Origin of the sequence: Bradyrhizobium sp. 76, from assembly GCF_023073025.1 — a bacterium.
Classification (GTDB): Bacteria; Pseudomonadota; Alphaproteobacteria; order Rhizobiales; family Xanthobacteraceae; genus Bradyrhizobium.
Map to the genome: position 1 here is coordinate 101,039 of NZ_JADPIS010000064.1, position 18,131 is coordinate 119,169.

Here is an 18,131-nt window from a genome sequence, read left to right on the forward strand (position 1 = left end):
TGCGGCAATCCGTTCAATTCGTCTTGCCTGGGCTTGTCGCGGGCGCTCACGTCATTAAAACGACCGCAAGCGACTCTGGTCGCCGTTCCGACGCTCTCTCCGCTCGTCATTGCGAGCGAAGCGAAGCAATCCAGACTGTCTCCGCGGCAACAGTCTGGATTGTTTCGTCGCAAGAGCTCATCGCAATGACGAGTTTCCACGAACGACAGCAATGCCCCTTTTCAAAAATCTCTCGGCCTATGACGAACGCTCGGCGCGGCTGGCCGGGATTGCACTCATGGTGCTGTCGATCTTCATGTTCTCGTTCGGCGATGCCATGGGCAAGTTCCTGGTCGGGACTTATTCGGTGGGGCAGCTGCTGTTCCTGCGCGCCTGCGCGGCGCTGCTGCTGCTGTCGCCGCTGGTCTGGCGGCAGCGTCACCAGTTCCTGCAGCTGGAGCGGCCGGGCCTCCAGCTCTTTCGCGTCGTATTGTCGACGCTGGAAGTGGCGGCCTTCTTCCTTGCGACGGTCTATCTGCCGCTCGCCGACGTCATCACCTATTATCTCGCGGGGCCCATTTTCGTCACCGCGATGTCGGCGATCTTTCTCGGCGAGAAAGTCGGCTGGCGGCGCTGGACGGCGATCCTGGTCGGCTTCTGCGGCGTGCTGATCGCGCTGCGGCCATCGGCACAGACGGTGAGCCTGCCGGCGCTGATCGCGCTTGGCGGCAGTCTTTCCTTCGCAACGCTGATGCTGATCACGCGCAGCCTGCGCAAGACGCCCGATATCGTGATGGCGTCGTCGCAATTCGTCGGCACGTTCTTGCTGGGTGCGGTGCTGTCGGCGTTCCACTGGGTGCCGCCGACACCGGGCAGCCTCGTGATCTTCGCGCTGGCGGGATGCGTCTCGGTCACGGCGCTGTTCTGCGTCAACCGCTCGCTCAAGCTCGCGCCGGCCAGCGTCGTCGTGCCCTATCAATATTCGATGATCGTCTGGGCGGTGATCTTCGGCTTCGTCGTGTTCGGCGACGTGCCCGAGATCGCCACCATCATCGGCGCCGCCATCATCATCGGCGCCGGGTTCTATATTTACTTGCGTGAGCGCGATCTCGGGCGTGGGAACGGGGATGTGAATCCGCCGGCGTAACCACGCTGTCGTCCCGGCCTTCGCCGGGACGACATGTGGTGGGCGTTGGGCCTACCTCACGCGCCTCGCACTGCTCCAGCTCTTCAGCGACGCCCAGACGCCGCGCGAGAGCCGGAAGCAGTCGACCGGCGTGGACGAGCCCAGCGCCAGGAAGCGATGCAGCTGGACGCCGCTCCACTGGAAGCCGCATTTCTCCAGCACGTTGCGCGAGGCCGGGTTGGTGACGCGCGCGCCTGCATAGAGATGATCGTCCTCGAACTCCTCGAAAAAGAAGTCGATCGCGCCGCGCGCGGCCTCGGTGGCAAAGCCGCGGCCCCAATGCTCGACGCCGAGCCAATAGCCGAGCTCGGCATTGCCGGGCGTCGAGCAGTCGATGCCGACCATGCCGATGGGGCCGCTGTCATGCTCGATCAGGAACACGGTCTCGCCGCCGGGCACGGCGGTCGTGCGGACGAAGGCGACGGCGTCGTCCTGCGAATAGGGATGCGGGAGGCGCCTTGTGTTTTCGGCAACGCGAGGATCGTTGGCGAGGAGGGCGATGGTCCTGACGTCGGCGAGGGTCGGCCGCCGCAACGTCAGCCGCTCGGTGGCGACGACGCTCGGTCTCGCCTCCCGCAAGGTCACGCTCGAAAAATCCTGCAACATGTCCGGCTCCGTCGAAGTCACTAAAGTGAAAAGTGAGCACGCAAACGAAAGGGGAGGCCGGTTTCCCGCCTCCCCTGGAGCCTTCGATCTATTTTGATCTCAAGGACTCCGCCGGTTCGGTCTGGGACCCGGCGGACTCCAAATTTGATCCACCGTCTATTCAGCCGCCTCTGCGAGCGGGAGCACCGAGATGAAGGTGCGGCCGTTGGCTTTGGCCTGGAACGTTACGCGGCCCTCGATCTTGGCGAACAAGGTGTGGTCCGTGCCCATGCCGACATTAAGGCCGGGATGCCAGGTGGTGCCGCGCTGACGCGCAATGATGTTGCCGGGAATCACAACTTCCCCGCCGAACGCCTTGATACCGAGGCGCTTGCCCTTGGAATCGCGACCGTTGCGCGATGAACCGCCTGCTTTTTTGTGAGCCATGGCTCGTCTCCGAAATCCTGAGTATTTCTAGATCAATTCCTTGACGGAATCATTTCACAATTTCTCACGCATCAATTCGTGATGGCGCGTGATCAAATTATGCGGCGGCCTCTTCGGTCGTGGTCTCTGGCTTGACGACCTTTTCCCGCTTCGGACGCGGCCCCTTGGTGGGCTTGGCGCCGTCCGTCAGGATCTCCGAGATGCGCAGCACCGTGATCTCGTCGCGATAGCCGCGCTTGCGGCGCGAATTCTTGCGGCGGCGCTTCTTGAAAGCGATGACCTTGGGACCGCGCTTGTGATCGAGCACCTCGACCGCGACGGAGGCGCCGGCGACCGTGGGCAGACCCAGGATCGGCGTGTCGCCGCCGACCAGGAGAACTTCATTGAGCTGCACGATCGAGCCGACTTCGCCTTCGATCTTGCCTACTTCCAGGACATCATCCGGAACGACGCGGTACTGCCGGCCGCCGGTTTTGATGACTGCGAACATCGTTGTTTTCCTTCGTGTTCATTCCCGGCCTCGCGACATATTGTCGGGGCCGGCTTTTTGTCAGTCGTTAAGGGTTTATGCGAGTTTTGTGCGGGCGGGAGTTATCCCTTTGAAAACCCACGCAAAAACAAGCGGCGCGAGAAACGCCCCGCGCCGGTTGCGGGATTTATAGCCGCTGACCGCACGGAGTCAAGGAAAAGCCGGCGAAAACGGCCCGATTTGAAGCATTTAGGCCCGATCCGGCCCCGCAGGCGAATTTCGGACCGCGCCGCAACCAACAGGTTCCCCCGCCGTTGTCCCGGCGAATTCGGTCACACGGGCAAGGGGCTTACCATGGCAACAGACGAGCTGGTCAAGACGACGACGGGCATCGCCCATCACGGCGCGGAGCGGCTGCCCTCGGTGGATATCGACAGCTTCAACATCGAGATGAAGGACGAGGACGGCTTCATTGGCGACCGCGCCAGCAAGGGCGCGTTCAGGGAGATCCTCGAGCGCTGGCGCAAGCCGCTGCGCAAGTCAGGCGAGGACCCGTTCGGCAAGGAGCCGTCCGACGAGATCAGCAAGAAGACGCTGGATGCCATCCTGGTCGGTGATGACACCGAGGCCTGGGCGGTGGTGCATAGCGCCATCGAGGACTTCGCCCAGGAACTCGCTTACGTCACCCGCCGCTTCCTCAAGTCCAAGGCCTGGGCCAAGACCGAGCGCATCGTGGTCGGCGGCGGCTTTCGCGATTCCCGGCTCGGCGAGCTCGCGATCGCGCGCACCGAGATCATCCTCATGTCCGAGGATTTCAAGATCGACATGGTGCCGATCCGCCATCATCCCGACGAAGCCGGCCTGATCGGCGCGCTGCATCTGGCGCCGTCATGGATCTTCGAGGCCCATGACAGCATCCTCGCCGTCGATATCGGCGGCACCAACATCCGCTGCGGCCTGGTGGAGACCAGCTGGAAAAAGGCAAAAGACCTGTCGAAAGCCAAGGTCGTGAAGTCCGAGCTGTGGCGTCATGCCGACGACGAGCCGACGCGCGAAGGCGCGGTGAAGCGGCTCACCAAGATGCTGAAGGGGCTGATCACCGAGGCCGAGAAGGAAGGCTACAAGCTGGCGCCGTTCATCGGCATTGCCTGTCCCGGCGTGATCAACGCGGACGGCTCCATCGAGAAAGGCGCGCAGAACCTGCCGGGCAATTGGGAGAGCAGCAAGTTCAACCTGCCGGCGAGCCTGCTCGAGGGCATCCCGCAGGTCGGCGAGCACGACACCGCGATCCTGATGCACAATGACGGCGTGGTTCAGGGCCTCTCCGAGGTGCCGTTCATGCAGGACGTCGATCGCTGGGGCGTGCTCACCATCGGCACCGGGCTGGGCAATGCCCGCTTCACCAACCGCCGCAAGGACAACGGCAAGGACAAGGATAACGGAAAAGACGGGGATTCCACGGGCAACGGGAAGAAAAAGGCCAAATCCGACAAGGAGTAACCTTGACTGGTTAGGTTAAGGACCGGATTGCGTTGCGGTGCACGGGCCGCCCGCTACGGTCGGAACCGTCGCCTCACCTGGCCGGCGAAGCCGCCCTTCCCAGCCAGAATTTTAATGAGCGGCACCGGGACCGCCAGTGTTTACCGCGTCTGGCGGTCCCACCCCGCCTTTTGCGGGTACCAGTGATTCGGTCACCGACGTGCCGCATCGGGGCCGCGCCGGGTCAGAGGCGAACGGCTCAGGCTCATTCCCGCGCAAACCGCCGCTGAAATCCGTGATCGCCCCCGATCATCACCGTGACATCGTGGGTCCAGCCGGAAAACCGGCCCGATTTTCGCCCTCCCAGCCTTGTCTGGCCCGCCATCCTCGCCTATTAACGCCCGAACCACAGGGGCCATGCTCCTTGCTTGGCGCCTTCAGGAGAGGTGGCAGAGTGGTCGAATGCACCGCACTCGAAATGCGGCATAGGTGCAAGCCTATCGGGGGTTCGAATCCCTCCCTCTCCGCCAATATGAGACTATCTCACTGTTATTGTTTAGATATTCGTGGGGAATGACCGCGCCCGTTGCAAACGCCCTAATGCGGGCGCGAAGGCGACCTGCCTGAGTTTTCGGCCGTGGTTCATCCTCCGCAAAAGACAACAATGTCGATGGCATCGACATCCAGTGACGCTTGGGAAAAGCGGAAGAGCTCTGTAGCACGAATTGGAATCGCCGAACGCGCATGGGTGCAATTCAGCAACCTGGGCGAGGCGCCGGGCTCCCGACGGAAGAATTGCGGCCGCCGTCTAATCTTCCGAAGATCGATGAGCGCGAAAGAACAGCGGCATTCTCGATCGCGTTTCTTTCTCCGTACTGAAATGAACGACTAATCGCCAGACTGGGACCGTGACGCCCGTTGTCGTACTCTCAATTCCACTTGAAATTGATTCTTGGTTTTGAAATCGCCTTCCAGCTAGAAAAAGAGCTGGGTCAGGCCAATCAATCATGATTGCCGACGCCTCCAAAGGCGGCCCCAATATCATTGCCTGCCGACAGCTTCGTTCTCATGAATGCAGCGGTATTGCTCTCAGTTCTTCTCTGATCGTTCGGAATCCTTCTCATGGAAACCTGCAAGGTAAATATTTGCTATCGTCCAATGCGCATCGCATGGGTCGTTCATTCCGGAGACATTGAAGCCGTCCGTCGCGCTGTTCGGCTGAGTAATGCTTTTTGGGGCGGGAGGCATAATCCGATTTTATTTGGAGATCGGCCGGAGGAAGCCAGGCGTCTAATCGAAGTTTTCCGAGTTGATCACATCGTCGTCCTGGGCCAGCAGCCTCAGCTGCAAACCTTGAGAGATGAATTCTCCCACCTGATAAATCCATTCTTCGGAGACGAGCTGTTCATAGATCGCGAGCAGGGACAATCGCGATCATATCTTCTCGACGTTCAAAATGCGCTGGCCTACTGGAGCCAGCAGCCAGACTGGAAGTCAGTCACCGATCGTGGCTTTCTCCGAATAGTTTGGGACGAGGCCGATCCTCTCGCAGACGGGTGGCTCTTTCAGTTCGGTTCGTTCCCAACTCCTGACGAAGTAGATATCGATTACGCATCCATTATCCATCGAGCTACAATGGCGGTTGATTTCGCGATCGACGCAGACGCGCCCGTCTCGCACGCACTTTTCGCGCGAACTAGTGTAGCTCACTTAAATCGCTACGGTCTTTACCGGCACCATGGTGTGCGGGCTGGGCGGGAGCACCCCGGCTTCTATGTTGGGGATGTGTCGAACACCGAAGACCTTGTAGCGTTCTGGAACCTGCGCGCTGCCGATGTTCCCTTACTGTTCGTCGATCTAGCCCACATTCATCGCTACGAGCGCATTCTTCCTGGCTACAAGGCTGACTTTCTAGCTCGGGTCGCTCATGAACCCGAACCGTTTCAACATTTGGCGGTTTGGGCCCGAAATCGGCAAGTCTTTGATGCCGCGCGCGTAGCGTTGGGTGATGAGGTGCGAACGTTCTCCAAGACCGTACCCGAGTTATGGAATGGACTAAATGTCGTTCCGCCAATGATGATACTGGGCGATGCATCCGCGCTGGGGGTAGTGAGCAAGAGTATTGACCGGCCGAGTGTCGTTTTTTCGCTAAACGAAAAACCGTTCAGCAGTGATCCATGGTTCTACACTCAGCACCTAATTGCTTCGCTTAGCATCTACAGCGCCGTTGACGAGCAGCACACATTCACTCCTCCATATGTGCCCGAGCTAAACGAGATGGCTTCGCGGGCGATGTACTTTGACTACCGCAAAATGCGACTAGAACCCGATCGCGTGGCAGTCATCGTAGATGCGGCCGATAATGATCTCACGCTTCGCGCACTGCGCGTATCAGAACTCATAGAGAGCATCTTTAAACTCGCTAACCTCAGCGCCAAGCCGAGCAATAGCGGTCTGATGACGCGACAACTTGTAGCCCGAATGGGCGGCTATGACGATTGTCGTGCGTTCAAAATTCCCGGTGTGCGACGGCTCATAAAAACGTACGGGCCAAACGCGACATTCTCAAAAAGTGCAGCTCTGCAAGCGATTGGGAAAACCGATCATGCTACGGGTGCGAGGTTCTCTGATCATGAAAGATTATTCATTGAGCCTCGGCCTTCAGGTCCGCTCACCCAAACAATGGTATTAGAACATTTAGTCGCAAAAGGCCTGTTTCGCATAGGCGTCGATTTGACTTGCCCGAGCTGCAATCTGCCGAGCTGGTATACCTTAGACAATCTCAAGCAACACAATACTTGCGAATTGTGCGGCAACTCTCACGATTTCTCTCGTCAATTAGTGAGCGCGGATTTTTCTTACCGACGGACAGGTATCCTCGGGATTGAGAAGAATACACAGGGTGCGATACCTGTCGCGCTATTGCTACAACAGTTGTCAGTCAACTTGCGAGGTATGGCTGGGCGAATTTTGCTGGCGCCTTCATATGATCTTAAGCCCGTCAACGGCGCCGGCTTACCAGAGTGTGAGACCGATTTTGTCGGCATCTATGCGCAATCGTTCCCGGACGCGCCGATATTCATCGTCGGAGAATGTAAGGACGAAGGGGATCGTATCGATCAAGATGATATCAAGAACTTGCGGGCCGTTGCCGACGCAATTCCGAAGCGATTTGACACGTTTATCTTGTTGGCAAGACTCTCGCCTTTTTCTCAAGAGGAGATCGCTTTGGCGGCCAGTCTAAACGAGAGGTTCCGTAGGAGAGCCATCCTGATTTCGGCCAGAGAGCTTGAGCCTTACAACATCTATGATCGGGTTAATGCCGAACTTGGCACTCAGTATCGTGGGATGCGTCCACAGGACTTGGCGGATGCAACCGAGCACATTTACTTCTCACGTGTGCAGTCGGCCCTCACTTAGCGCAGGAGATCGCACTCCCCCGGCTGCTCCGGGAATGGCTGAAAAAATGAAGTCACTTCATCGATCATGTTGGCGGGCGGAGGCCCAAAATGGGAGCCGTGGCATGGGGGCCCCGAGCACCTGTTGCTTACGGGAGTGACGCCGGTTCTAAGTATCTGGCTGATCTGAACCCAACAGGCGGCAACATCCTGCAATGATAGAATCATGCTCCTGTTTTGCCCGACGAGTCAAAGGACGCGCGACGTCGTCCGAATCCCCGGACGATTCGATCGCCGCCCAGTCAGACGATTCCGCCCCGCGTAAGTCATTGATCTTGCAGCCCCGGTCTACTGTGCATGGGGTTGTTTTCGCGCTTTTTGTTGTTGGGCGTTGGAAAGCTTACAGGTAATCGTCACGCCGCCCCCGGCTGGTCTCTCCAGTTGGGATCCACCGACAAGGGCGAGACGGGCATGCAATCTTCCGGCAGCGGCTGGGGCAACGGGCTTCTTGGCGTCATCATCTTCAGCGGCTCGCTGCCGGCGACGCGCGTGGCGGTCGGCGGGTTTTCCGCGCTGTTCCTGACCTCGGCGCGCGCGGTCATCGCGGCGCTGATCGGCGTGGCCGTGCTCGGCCTGCTCCGTCAGGCGCGGCCGGCGCGTGGGGATCTCGTCTCGCTCGCCATCGTCGCCATCGGCGTCGTGGTCGGTTTTCCCTTGCTGACGGCGCTCGCGCTCCAGCACATCACCTCGGCGCATTCGATCGTCTTCATCGGGCTCTTGCCGCTGTCGACCGCGATCTTCGGCGTGCTGCGCGGCGGCGAACGGCCGCAGCCGATGTTCTGGCTGTTCGCTGTCCTGGGCAGTGCCACGGTGGCGGGCTTTGCCCTCTCCAACGACGGTACCGCATCGCTCACCGGCGATCTGCTGATGGTGGCGGCGATCGTGCTGTGCGGGCTCGGCTATGCCGAAGGCGCCGCGCTGTCGCGCCGCCTCGGCGGCTGGCAGGTGATCTCCTGGGCGCTGCTGCTGGCGTTGCCGCTGATGGTGCCGATCATGATCCTGACCTGGCCGTCGAGCTGGAGCGGCGTCGGTGTGCCCGCCTGGATCGGGCTCGCCTATGTCTCGATCTTCAGCATGTTCGTCGGTTTCATCTTCTGGTATCGCGGGCTCGCGATCGGCGGCATTGCCCGCGTCGGCCAGTTGCAGCAGCTCCAGCCGTTCTTCGGCCTTGCGCTTGCCGGTCTGCTTCTGCACGAACCGGTCGCCTGGAGCATGATCGTGGCGACCGCGCTGGTGGTCGCCTGCGTCTTCTTCGCGCGGCGGTTTGCCTGAGGCCGGATTGATGCGGCCTTAGTTCTTACCCGGTTGCGGCTTTTCAAGCCCCGGCAGCTGCGCGATTCCCTCGGCGAGAAAATCGATCAGCAGCCGTACCCGCGCAATGCTGGACCGCTCCGGGACGATCAGCATGTTGAGCGGAACGGAAGGCGGCGCGTAGTCTTGAAGCACGCGCTCAAGCTGGCCGGAGGCAAGAAGGTCGTCGACGAGCCAAAGATGGGCCGGCGCAATGCCTCGCCCGGCCGCGAGCGCCTCGCGTGCGGCAAGCCCGTGATCCACCCGCAGCCGCCCTGCGAACGGGACCACATGGCGGCCGCCGCGGCGCCCGTGCAGCACGAGCATGTCGCTGCCGGCGATGTTCGACATCCTGACACCCTCGTGGCTGGCGAGATCCTGCGGCCGCGTGGGCCTGCCGCGCGAAGCCAGATAGTCCGGTGCGGCCACAAGCACCCGCCGCGACTGACCCAGCAGCCTAAGCTTCATCGAGCTGTCGGTTAGCGGCCCCAGACGCAGCGCGATATCGACACCTTCCCGCACCAGGTCGATCCGCTCGTCGGTCAGGCTGAGATCCACCGCCACGTCCGGATAGCGGTCCTGGAACGCGAAAACCAAACGGCTGACATGGAGCACGCCGAAGGCCGCGGTGCAGGAGACGCGCACCGTTCCGGCAGGCGCGCCGCGCGTGCTGCGCGCCTCGTCGCCCGCCAGTTCGACCAGGCGGAGGATCTGCACACAGTCGGCGTAGTAGCGGCGCCCCTCCTCCGTCATCGTCACGCTGCGTGTGGTCCGCGTGAGCAGCGGCACGCCGACGGCCTGCTCCAGTTCCCGAAGATGCCGCGTCACTGTCGACTGGCCGAGACCAAGCTCGCGCGCGACCGCGGACAGGCTTCCGCGCTCGGCAACCCGCACAAAGCTGCGCATGCGTTCGAGCGTCACGTCCGATCTATCCATATTTCGGCATGATCCTATCCATTGGCGACGACTACCAAATTGCAGCCGTGCACGCTACCTGGTGATTCGAAATCATCAACCAAGGAGCTGATCATGAAAGTGTTGATCGTCTTCGCTCATCCCGAGCCGCGCTCCCTCAATGGCTCGCTCCGCGACGTCGCTGTCAGAGAACTCGAGGCTGAGGGACACGAGGTGCGGGTGTCAGACCTTTACGCGCAGGGCTGGACATCCGATGTCGGCCGCGCCGACTTTCCGCTGCTGCCGCCGGACGCGCGGCTGGCGCCGGCCGCCGCCTCCAAGCAGGCGTTCGAGTCGGGCACACTCACTGCGGACGTCAAGGCCGAGATCGAGAAGCTGCTGTGGGCGGACGTCCTGATCCTGCAATTTCCGCTGTGGTGGTTCAGCATGCCGGCCATCCTCAAGGGCTGGGTCGACCGCGTGTTCGCCTACGGTTTCGCGTATGGCGTCGGCGAGCACAGCGACAAGCGGTGGGGCGACCGTTACGGCGAAGGCAGGCTGGCGGGCAAACGCGCGATGCTGATCGTGACCGCCGGCGGCTGGCAGGAGCATTATTTGGCGCGCGGAATCAACGGGCCGATCGACGACCTGCTGTTCCCGATCAATCACGGCATCCTCTATTATCCGGGATATGACGTGCTTCCCCCGTTCGTTGCCTACAAGGCCGACAAACTGGACGAAGCTGGTTTCCAGTCGACTGCCGAACGATTGCGCGAGAGGATGCGAACGCTTGCGACGGCATCGCCGATTCCTTACCGGCGCCAGAATGGCGGCGATTATCTGATTCCGAGCATGCAGCTCCGCGCGGGACTCGAGCATCCCGGCGCCACCGGATTCGCGCTTCACGCCGCGCAGGTCGAGGCACGCAGTCCGAATGGTGCGGCGAGCTCCATGCGATCGACGGCGGATGGTTGCGCGACAACAGCGTAACCGCCGCCTGCGCACGGAATCACCCCATCACCGTCCGCGTCAGCGTACTCCGCGCAAACTTCTTCAGCGGCATCGGCTTGCCGAACAGAAAACCCTGCACGAGGTCGAAGCCGAGCTCGTTCGCGGTGACCAGGTCGGCCCGGCTCTCGACGCCCTCGGCGACGGCGCGCACGCCATAGCCATGCGAAAGCTCGACGATGTGACGGCACACCGTGCGCTTGAGGCGATCAGTGCCGCTGCCGGTGACGAAGTGCCGGTCGGCCTTCAGCTTGATGAAGGGAATTTTGTCCTTATCCATCAGCGACGGCCAGTTGGCGCCGAGATTGTCGATCGACAGGCCGATATTGTGCAGACGCAGTTCGCGGGCGACCTCGACCATGAGATCGAGGTCGCGGATCGCCTCCTCGCTGTCGATCTCGATCGTCAGCCCGCCGAACGCCGGATGCGTCGGCATGCGGCGGCAGAGATCGCGCACGGCCTGCGGCTCCTTCAGATATGACGCCGGCAGATTGATCGCGAGATCGACCGGGCTCTGCTGCTCCAGCAGATAGTGCCAGTCCTGCATGGCGCGTTCGATCACGAATTCGGAGAGGTCGCGCATATTCGGGTCGTGCTCTTCGGGGATGAAATAGGCGGGCGGCACCACGCCCCAGGTCGGATGCCGCATCCGCACCAGCGCCTCGGCGCTATTGCGGATCAGCGTGCGCGCGTCGATCTTGGGCTGGTACCAGAGCTCGAGCCAGCCGGCGTGCAGGGCCTCGCCGACATGCACGGCCGGGCTCGGCGCCGGCTCCTCGGGCAACAGCATCGCGACGCGGTCGCGCAGCGTCTCCGCGGCAAACGGCGTGGTCAGCGGCGGCAGCATCTTGAGGCCGTATTCCTCGCCGACCTGCTGCACGGCCCTGACGATGATCGACTCGCGGGCGCCCACAGTCAGAACCCTGCCGTCGAAGGCCTCGCGCACCAGCGTCTCCAGAAATTTGCCGGGCTCGATGCCGTCGGCGGCGATGCCGAGCAGGATCAGGTCGGGCAATTCGCTCGTCAGCACGCTCTGCAGCTCCTCGGCGCTGGCGCATTCGGTGGTGACGAAGCCGAGATCCTCCAGCACTTCCGCGAGAAACGCGCGAAGATGGCGCTTGCCGTCGGCGACGCATGCGCGCGGCTTCACCTTTCGCCGTCCGAAGGTCTTCGGCCTTCGTTCGGCGAGTTCTACAATTTCGTCGTTCATCGCAAGCACTCCCGTTCCGTGCCGGTGTGTTAGCGACGTGAGCAGTTTCAAATATGGAAGGCTTCAGTCGATTGTCGAATTATCTGGGTAACGTTAAAGCACCCATCATGTCTAAAATTGTCTGGGTCTCGTTCGAGAAGTTTTTACGTCTGCCCGCGCATCGGGCGCAGGGTTGCGACAATCACGAGAGATTTCGCGACGTGCAGTAAGGCTGCATGCGCGCGCACTGTCCTGCAATTGGACCGAGCCGCGCGCGCCTCGCCCAATTGAATAATGGAGCGCCTCAATTGCGCGTCATGCGCGCATTTTTCCCGGTTCGCTCGTGACGGTTCTGCGACAATGCGTCGGTGCGCGCTGGCGCCAATGTGAAGCACATCACAAGCGGATTGCTGCACGTGCGCTATTGCTCTGGGCAGCCGGTGGTGGGCTGTCGAGGATCGCAGCAATGACGTCGCGGCGAATAATGTATTGGTGGTTCAGGTTCGTGCTGTCAGGACGATTTCTCGATCGCTTCCTGTGCCTGCCGCGCGCGCACTGAGCATGATCCGGAAAAGTGTGCAGCGGTTTTCCGACAAGATCATGCTCAACTGACAAGCTAAAGCGCGCCAGGCGCGCTTTAGTCGCGGGATCAGGTTTGGCCGATCAGCTTGCGCAACGCGGCCGCGCCGTCCTCGATCACATCGCGTCCCTTCCAGGCCAGATAGGACAGCTTTCCGCCGAGCGTGTCGTGGCTGCGTAGCCGGCGCGAGCCGAGAATGTGGCCGACATTGGAGGGGAAGCGGCTCACCTCGGCGGACACCAGCGCCGCGATCGCGTCCATCAATTGCTGGAGCCGAATGCCCCATTCGCAATGTTCGATGCCGTCGATCCGCACCTTGAGCGCATATTCGGTGTCGTAGATCTCGGCGAGCAGGTCGCGCGCAATCAGCACCCGGTTGTGCCGGAGCGCGATGCGCAAGGCGAGGCGCCTGTCGTCGAGCTGGTCGAGCACCATGTGAACGACGCAGGCATAGGGCGTGGCTGCGACATCGGCGGCGCTTTTGCTCGCGGCGGCCTTGGTGGCAAGGCGCACCAATTGCCAGAACGTCTTCAGCCGCTTGGCCACCAGCGTGAGCGCGAACGGCAGCGCCTCGGGATGGGCCTTCTTGAAGGCGTCCAATCGTGCGGTGATCTGATCAACGGTGCCGTCGTCGAATTTCGCGATCTTCTCGGGCAGCTTTTCGCTGAACTTCGGCAGCGCGGCGCCAGCGCGCAGCACATGTTGCATCTTCTTCACGTCGTCGAAGGCGGTGCGCGATGCCGTATATTGCGCGAGCTTGCCGCGCGCGAACTCGGTGCTCTCCGCTGATGCGAGGGTGCTCTCGAGAACCTTGACGACCTTGGTCTGGAAGGTCGATGCGATCTTCAGCACTTCCTTCTGGTTGTTGGCGGCGACCTGGTCGCTGATCGCCTTGATGTAGTCGCGCGCCATGGTCGGCAGCAGGTCGCGGCAGATCCACTCCCAGATCGGGGTGAGTGTGTTGCGCGAGATCCGCCCCACATTGGCATGCTGGGGCGCGCCGTCGATCAGAAGCAGCTCGAGCGGCGCAAAGAAATGGCGCGAGGGACTGGTGGCGCGCGCCTGGTTCGATCCGTCCTTGCGAAACTCGGCGCGCAACCGGGACTGGAGGTCGGACGAGCCCGGCATGTCGATGCCGCAAAGCTCAAGCCGTTCGAGTTCGCTGAGCAGGCAGCTGCGCGACAGGGGCGTCAGCTTCTGCAAGAAGTTCGATAGCTGGTCGATCTCGTTCATGGCACGCAATCTTCCGCAACGATTCCAGCAGGCCTATCGGCTGCATGCATGGAGGCATTTGCGCGCTCTCAATTGCGACATAGAGAAGCAAGCCGCCGTTAATATATCGGTAAAATCCGGCGCCGGAGGTATTCGGCGCCGATCGGATCGTTAAGAAGGCTTCGGGTCATCAGCCCATCATTGGGGCAGTTTCGGCAACCTGAGACTGTTGAGGGGCGTTGCCACTCAGGCATAAAGTGTGCCTGTGCCGGCGTTTCAGCACAAAACTGCCAAATTCACCGTAGTCTTACGGAGCAAAAAGTTAACTACAGATCGCGTGGGGTTCCGCTAAACGAGTGACATGGGGTCACAGAATGACACGGCCACTGATTCGCGGCCGTCGGAATGGTACGAAAGCAGCGCCGCTCCAACTGAAGAGCTCGATGTCGTCCGCCTGAACGCCGCCCGCGCCAAGGCCGCCGACGAAATGGCCGCCGCCATCGCTCGCGAGCTCAACGGTCCCCTCACGGCGCTCCTGCTCTACATGGGCGAGATCAAGCATCACAGCGATCAGCTCGCGCCGGTGACGGGTGATCGTGCCTATTTGCAGCGGGTCGTGGAGAATGCGCTGGTGCAGACCGAGCGGGTTTGTGGCCTCGTCAAACAGCTTGCCGGTTCTCACACGGGTGGCCTGCCGATCGCGTCCAGGGCCGAGGACGCCGAATCGAAGCTCGCGCGCGCACCACAGCCGCAGCGCCTGCCGAGCGCCGAAATGCTCGGCCTGTCAGGCCAGAAGCGGCTGACCAAGCGCGAGCGCGAGGTGCTGAGGCTGATCAGCGAGGGATATTCGAACAAGCAGGGTGCGCTTCGGATGCAGATCAGCCCGCGCACCTTCGAGAGCCATCGCGCCGAGGCGATGCGCAAGCTCGGTGCGCGCAACACGGCGGACCTCGTCCGTGCGGCGCTGCTGCATTCGATCGACTGAAGGCTCTTGCCTCGGCCAGCCCGCCAGCGGCGAGGGCCACGCGTGAGAGATTTCTCGAGAAAAACCCGCGGCTCCGATCGTGCTCAGAAATAATCTTCGGCGAAGGGACGCGTGCGCGACGAGGGCCGCAGCGGCTTGAGCTCTTCCTTCGGCGCGTTGGGAATGATCGTGATGGTCCAGCGGGGCGGCATGCTCGATTCCTGCTCCAGCACCGAGCGCACGAAGCCGGTCACCGTCTCCTCGCCAGCGGCCACCGTTGCCATCCGGCCGTTGAACTGTGCGATGCGGAAGCGACGAACTTCTTTCTGGTCCGCGGTCTCGTAGGTGAACATGGAAACCCTCCTGGTTTCCGGCGACTATCGCTGCCTATGATTAGCCATCTGTGAAAATCCCAAGCCGTAGAAGTACGGCGGGCATGCACGCGTGAGTGGTTACGGCGTTTTCGAGCGAGCGCGTCAGCCCTCCGGCTCCTGCGCGCGCCCGGCGGCATAGGCCGCGTCCATCAGATCCAGCAGGTCGCGAAATCCGGCGTCGCCAAGGCTCTCCGCGGTCTTCTCCAGCCGCAGCGCCAGCGCCGCGAGCCGGACATAGCCGAACGTCCCGGCCGCGCTCTTCAGCGAATGCGCTTCGCGCGCGATCCTGCCGTGATGTTGCGCGAGCGCGAGCGAACGAAACAATTTTAGGCGCGCGCAGGTGTCGCTCCAGAACACGTCGCGCACTTCGCAAGCACCGGCCTCGCCGATCTCGCGCACCAGCGCCTGATATGCGCCCGGCTCGCGCGCGGGCTCGGCATCAAGCGCTGTCTGCGCAGGCGCCACGGTGACTTCGAACATGGTTTGGTCTGCCTTGATCACGGTTCGTTTGCCGCCGGCCCGCACAGGCGCGCGCGGCACGTTGCGTGTCTACGGCATCCGGATTTCAGTTCCGGTAGCAGGACAATCCGCGTTTGCGGGCCGGAATTAGCGGACGGTTTACCACGCCGCAGCACCAGTCAGCGCGGGCCGAGCAGCCGGTCATACTGCGCCTTCACGGTGGCGTAGCATTCGCACGCCGTCTGGCGCAGGCCGTCCAGGTTGAGGATCTGGATGTGTCCGCGGCTGTAGTGAATGAAATTCGCCTGCTGCAAGGTATTGGCGACCAGCGACACGCTGTTCCGCCGAGCGCCGATCATCTGCGCCATCGCCTCCTGCGTCAGCAGCAGCCGGTAGTCGCCGGAGAGGTCGTGGGTGTGCAACAGGCAGCGCGACAGCCGCGCCTCTACCGGATGGGCGGCGTTGCACCCCGCGGTCTGCTGCACCTGCGCGTAGACCGCCAGCCCGTGACGCGTGAGCAGCGTCCGCAGAGTGCCGCTCTGGTCGGCCGCGACGCGCAGCCGATCGAGATCCATCATCGAGGCGGAGCCGGGAACCAGCACGATGGCCGTGTTCAGCGCGCAGGCATCGCCCATGGTCGAGAGCGTTCCGAGCAGGCTGTCGCGGCCGATCATGGCGACTTGCACGTGCTCGCCCCTGGCGAGCTCCACCACCAGCGAGATGACGCCGCGATGGGGAAAGTAGGCGCGCTTGAGCGTTTCGCCGGTCTCGACCAGCACCGCCTCATGCGGCAGGTCGCCCGTACGCAGGTGCGGACGGATCAATTCGTAATCGTCTGCCGACAGCGCGGACAGGAAACCGTTGGAGGAACGCACCATCGTTTCCAAAGTAGCCTCCCGTCTTCCGGACCAGCGGGCCGCAGCACACGAAACTGCTTGCCGCCCGGCCAAGTTCCATCATGTTCCCGTCGGGATATGTTGGCAATTGGGACAAGTTGTCCGATCGGTGATCGCCGCCGCGACGCCGCCCTCCCCAAAGACAGATTCCCTGACCATTCCCCGGTACCGATCCGGGAACCCAGCAGATCCAGATTGTCGGCTGGCGCATCGGGTTTGGAGGATGGTCGCGGTCATGGTTGATCCGACGCATTTCGAAGTGATCCGCGCCGCGTCCGATTCGTCATTCAGTTGCGCGACAACAAAGTGTATTATAATGGTTGTGTTGCTCCGCGTATACCTGTTGGGGGCAGACGGCCGGTGCATTTGCGGCGGAAATGAGAATGGCACGCTGATTCGCTCATAAGTCTGCGCGCCAGCCTGCAAGGGTTGCGCAGGTAAAAGCGGCAAGGGGCCTTCATGAGCCGGAAGCATTGCATCCGCACTGCCATCGGACGCCGGGCGATCCGTGCACCCTCATTAGTCGGACGAGTGGCTACCGTCCTCAAACATTGCTTTGAATCTTGGCGCCGCCTGGCCGCAGATTTCGCGTCCATTGTCTTCCCCGCTCCGCCAAGCAGGTTCTCAACAGTCCATTTCTCGAGCAAAGGAGCATGGTGTGCGCCACGGTTCAATTATTGAATCGCCAAATCGGGAAGCTCAAACGGGGACAGAAGGTCTGCGCCATATTCTCGTCGTCGACGACGACCCGATGGTCTGCATGGCCATCGAGGTCTATCTCCAGCGCAACGATTTTCGGGTGACGATCGCCGAAGGAGGGGAAGCCGGACTTCGCGCGCTGGAACACGAGCAGTTCGATCTGATGATCATCGATATCTTCATGCCGCACATGCGCGGGTTCGAATCGGTCAGGATCTTTCACGAGCGGGCGCCGGCCGTTCCGCTGATTGCGATGTCCGGCTACGCGTTCGCAAATCTGAATTCGCCAGCTCCCGATTTCCTCCGGATGGCGCTGGAGCTCGGTGCGGCGCGGTGTCTGCGCAAGCCGTTCACGCCGCACGCGCTGCTCGCCGCCATCACCGATTGCCTGGCGGAGCACCGTCCTCATGGCGACCTCGCCTCGGCCGCGCGCCTGGGTTAGCGCCAACACCGGCCGCAGTGGACGCGGGTAACGGTTCGTTTACCGCAAATGCGAGTCTTGCGTATCCCGGCAAAGCACCAAGCGAACGTGGCGGGACCGCTCCGGATTGCAGGCGGCTCGATACAATTCCGCGAAGACCGCGCATATCGTCCTTCACGAGCTGGGCTTTCCCGCGCGCCTGGTCCCGCTGTTATCGGCACGTTCACCTCACGCGTCTCGCCGTTGCGGCGTGGTGACGGTTTGCCGAAAAACGCTGTCGTATGCGGTCGAACGGCAAACTTGTCTTCAATATCCGTATTAGCACGGAGGATGAAATTAACGGGACCGTGAAAGGGGATGTCTAACGATCCAAGGCGGGGACTTCCGTTCATGCCAAGCGTGGCTCGGGCGTCTAGTCCAGATCCAGGTCAGTAAGGCGTAGCTCATGGATGATCTGTTGCGGGAGTTTTTGACGGAAACCAGCGAGAGCCTGGACACCGTGGACAATCAGCTGGTGAAGTTCGAGCAGGAGCCGAACAACG

At 61.7% G+C, this 18,131-nt stretch carries 16 protein-coding genes and 1 tRNA gene; 8 read left to right on the plus strand and 9 right to left on the minus strand.

Features of this window, described 5'->3' with window-relative positions; translation table 11 throughout:
• The first annotated feature begins 211 nt into the window (after positions 1-211).
• Positions 212-1,126, plus strand: a complete 915-nt coding sequence (locus IVB48_RS15520; RefSeq protein ID WP_247400645.1) for a DMT family transporter — start codon at positions 212-214, stop codon at positions 1,124-1,126.
• Between the two features lie 51 nt (positions 1,127-1,177).
• Here the strand turns inward: IVB48_RS15520 and IVB48_RS15525 are convergent, their stop codons facing one another.
• The 3 genes from IVB48_RS15525 to rplU form a co-directional block, all read right to left on the minus strand.
• Entirely contained in the window at positions 1,178-1,771 is a 594-nt protein-coding gene (locus IVB48_RS15525; protein ID WP_247400646.1) for a GNAT family N-acetyltransferase, read from the minus strand.
• A 156-nt stretch (positions 1,772-1,927) separates the two neighbouring features.
• Complete coding sequence (gene rpmA, locus IVB48_RS15530) at positions 1,928-2,197, minus strand: 50S ribosomal protein L27 (protein ID WP_018459863.1); 270 nt, start codon at positions 2,195-2,197, stop codon at positions 1,928-1,930.
• Between the two features lie 97 nt (positions 2,198-2,294).
• A complete protein-coding gene (gene rplU, locus IVB48_RS15535) occupies positions 2,295-2,687 on the minus strand; it encodes a 50S ribosomal protein L21 (RefSeq protein ID WP_027566432.1) in 393 nt (130 codons plus the stop codon).
• A gap of 333 nt (positions 2,688-3,020) precedes the next feature.
• On the opposite strand from rplU, the gene IVB48_RS15540 reads away from it, so the two are divergent.
• The 4 genes from IVB48_RS15540 (at position 3,021) to IVB48_RS15555 (ending at position 8,875) form a co-directional block, all read left to right on the plus strand.
• On the plus strand, positions 3,021-4,166 hold the full coding sequence (locus IVB48_RS15540) for an ROK family protein (RefSeq protein WP_247400647.1): 1,146 nt from the start codon (positions 3,021-3,023) through the stop codon (positions 4,164-4,166).
• A 419-nt stretch (positions 4,167-4,585) separates the two neighbouring features.
• Positions 4,586-4,675: transfer RNA gene (locus IVB48_RS15545), tRNA-Ser, on the plus strand.
• Positions 4,676-5,267: 592 nt separating this feature from the next.
• Positions 5,268-7,565, plus strand: a complete 2,298-nt coding sequence (locus IVB48_RS15550; RefSeq protein WP_247400648.1) for a hypothetical protein — start codon at positions 5,268-5,270, stop codon at positions 7,563-7,565.
• A gap of 449 nt (positions 7,566-8,014) precedes the next feature.
• Complete coding sequence (locus IVB48_RS15555; RefSeq protein ID WP_247400649.1) at positions 8,015-8,875, plus strand: DMT family transporter; 861 nt, start codon at positions 8,015-8,017, stop codon at positions 8,873-8,875.
• 18 nt (positions 8,876-8,893) lie between these two features.
• Here the strand turns inward: IVB48_RS15555 and IVB48_RS15560 are convergent, their stop codons facing one another.
• Positions 8,894-9,829 (minus strand): LysR family transcriptional regulator, encoded by a 936-nt coding sequence (locus tag IVB48_RS15560; protein WP_247400650.1) that lies wholly within the window; start codon positions 9,827-9,829, stop codon positions 8,894-8,896.
• A gap of 93 nt (positions 9,830-9,922) precedes the next feature.
• Here IVB48_RS15560 and IVB48_RS15565 point away from each other — a divergent pair, with 93 nt between their 5' ends.
• Positions 9,923-10,777: an NAD(P)H-dependent oxidoreductase gene (locus IVB48_RS15565; protein ID WP_247400651.1), complete on the plus strand. Its 855-nt coding sequence runs from the start codon at positions 9,923-9,925 to the stop codon at positions 10,775-10,777.
• Between the two features lie 19 nt (positions 10,778-10,796).
• On the opposite strand, the gene IVB48_RS15570 is transcribed toward IVB48_RS15565, so the two are convergent.
• Positions 10,797-12,005 (minus strand): EAL domain-containing response regulator, encoded by a 1,209-nt coding sequence (locus tag IVB48_RS15570; protein WP_247400652.1) that lies wholly within the window; start codon positions 12,003-12,005, stop codon positions 10,797-10,799.
• A 628-nt stretch (positions 12,006-12,633) separates the two neighbouring features.
• On the minus strand, positions 12,634-13,797 hold the full coding sequence (locus IVB48_RS15575) for a hypothetical protein (RefSeq protein ID WP_247400653.1): 1,164 nt from the start codon (positions 13,795-13,797) through the stop codon (positions 12,634-12,636).
• Between the two features lie 340 nt (positions 13,798-14,137).
• Between IVB48_RS15575 and IVB48_RS15580 the strand changes: the two genes are divergently transcribed.
• The gene (locus IVB48_RS15580; protein ID WP_247400655.1) at positions 14,138-14,761 is read left to right on the plus strand and encodes a helix-turn-helix transcriptional regulator; all 624 of its coding nucleotides are present in this window, start codon (positions 14,138-14,140) and stop codon (positions 14,759-14,761) included.
• Positions 14,762-14,844: 83 nt separating this feature from the next.
• Here IVB48_RS15580 and IVB48_RS15585 read toward each other — a convergent pair whose 3' ends face one another.
• The 3 genes from IVB48_RS15585 to IVB48_RS15595 all read right to left on the minus strand — a co-directional run bounded on the left by IVB48_RS15585 (position 14,845) and on the right by IVB48_RS15595 (position 16,451).
• Complete coding sequence (locus IVB48_RS15585; RefSeq protein WP_027566442.1) at positions 14,845-15,093, minus strand: hypothetical protein; 249 nt, start codon at positions 15,091-15,093, stop codon at positions 14,845-14,847.
• A 123-nt stretch (positions 15,094-15,216) separates the two neighbouring features.
• A complete protein-coding gene (locus IVB48_RS15590) occupies positions 15,217-15,594 on the minus strand; it encodes an Hpt domain-containing protein (protein ID WP_247400658.1) in 378 nt (125 codons plus the stop codon).
• Positions 15,595-15,752: 158 nt separating this feature from the next.
• Entirely contained in the window at positions 15,753-16,451 is a 699-nt protein-coding gene (locus IVB48_RS15595) for a Crp/Fnr family transcriptional regulator (RefSeq protein WP_197031102.1), read from the minus strand.
• A gap of 736 nt (positions 16,452-17,187) precedes the next feature.
• Here IVB48_RS15595 and IVB48_RS15600 point away from each other — a divergent pair.
• Positions 17,188-17,610 (plus strand): response regulator, encoded by a 423-nt coding sequence (locus tag IVB48_RS15600; RefSeq protein ID WP_197031107.1) that lies wholly within the window; start codon positions 17,188-17,190, stop codon positions 17,608-17,610.
• Positions 17,611-18,131: the final 521 nt, after the last annotated feature.

Excerpts from the sequence above, each read along its gene's own strand:
- IVB48_RS15520 (WP_247400645.1), top strand. The coding sequence starts at position 212 with ATGCCCCTTTTCAAAAATCTCTCGGCCTATGACGAACGCTCGGCGCGG.
- IVB48_RS15525 (WP_247400646.1), bottom strand. The coding sequence starts at position 1,771 with ATGTTGCAGGATTTTTCGAGCGTGACCTTGCGGGAGGCGAGACCGAGC.
- rpmA (WP_018459863.1), bottom strand. The coding sequence starts at position 2,197 with ATGGCTCACAAAAAAGCAGGCGGTTCATCGCGCAACGGTCGCGATTCC.
- rplU (WP_027566432.1), bottom strand. The coding sequence starts at position 2,687 with ATGTTCGCAGTCATCAAAACCGGCGGCCGGCAGTACCGCGTCGTTCCG.
- IVB48_RS15540 (WP_247400647.1), top strand. The coding sequence starts at position 3,021 with ATGGCAACAGACGAGCTGGTCAAGACGACGACGGGCATCGCCCATCAC.
- IVB48_RS15550 (WP_247400648.1), top strand. The coding sequence starts at position 5,268 with ATGGAAACCTGCAAGGTAAATATTTGCTATCGTCCAATGCGCATCGCA.
- IVB48_RS15555 (WP_247400649.1), top strand. The coding sequence starts at position 8,015 with ATGCAATCTTCCGGCAGCGGCTGGGGCAACGGGCTTCTTGGCGTCATC.
- IVB48_RS15560 (WP_247400650.1), bottom strand. The coding sequence starts at position 9,829 with ATGGATAGATCGGACGTGACGCTCGAACGCATGCGCAGCTTTGTGCGG.
- IVB48_RS15565 (WP_247400651.1), top strand. The coding sequence starts at position 9,923 with ATGAAAGTGTTGATCGTCTTCGCTCATCCCGAGCCGCGCTCCCTCAAT.
- IVB48_RS15570 (WP_247400652.1), bottom strand. The coding sequence starts at position 12,005 with ATGAACGACGAAATTGTAGAACTCGCCGAACGAAGGCCGAAGACCTTC.
- IVB48_RS15575 (WP_247400653.1), bottom strand. The coding sequence starts at position 13,797 with ATGAACGAGATCGACCAGCTATCGAACTTCTTGCAGAAGCTGACGCCC.
- IVB48_RS15580 (WP_247400655.1), top strand. The coding sequence starts at position 14,138 with ATGGGGTCACAGAATGACACGGCCACTGATTCGCGGCCGTCGGAATGG.
- IVB48_RS15585 (WP_027566442.1), bottom strand. The coding sequence starts at position 15,093 with ATGTTCACCTACGAGACCGCGGACCAGAAAGAAGTTCGTCGCTTCCGC.
- IVB48_RS15590 (WP_247400658.1), bottom strand. The coding sequence starts at position 15,594 with ATGTTCGAAGTCACCGTGGCGCCTGCGCAGACAGCGCTTGATGCCGAG.
- IVB48_RS15595 (WP_197031102.1), bottom strand. The coding sequence starts at position 16,451 with ATGGTGCGTTCCTCCAACGGTTTCCTGTCCGCGCTGTCGGCAGACGAT.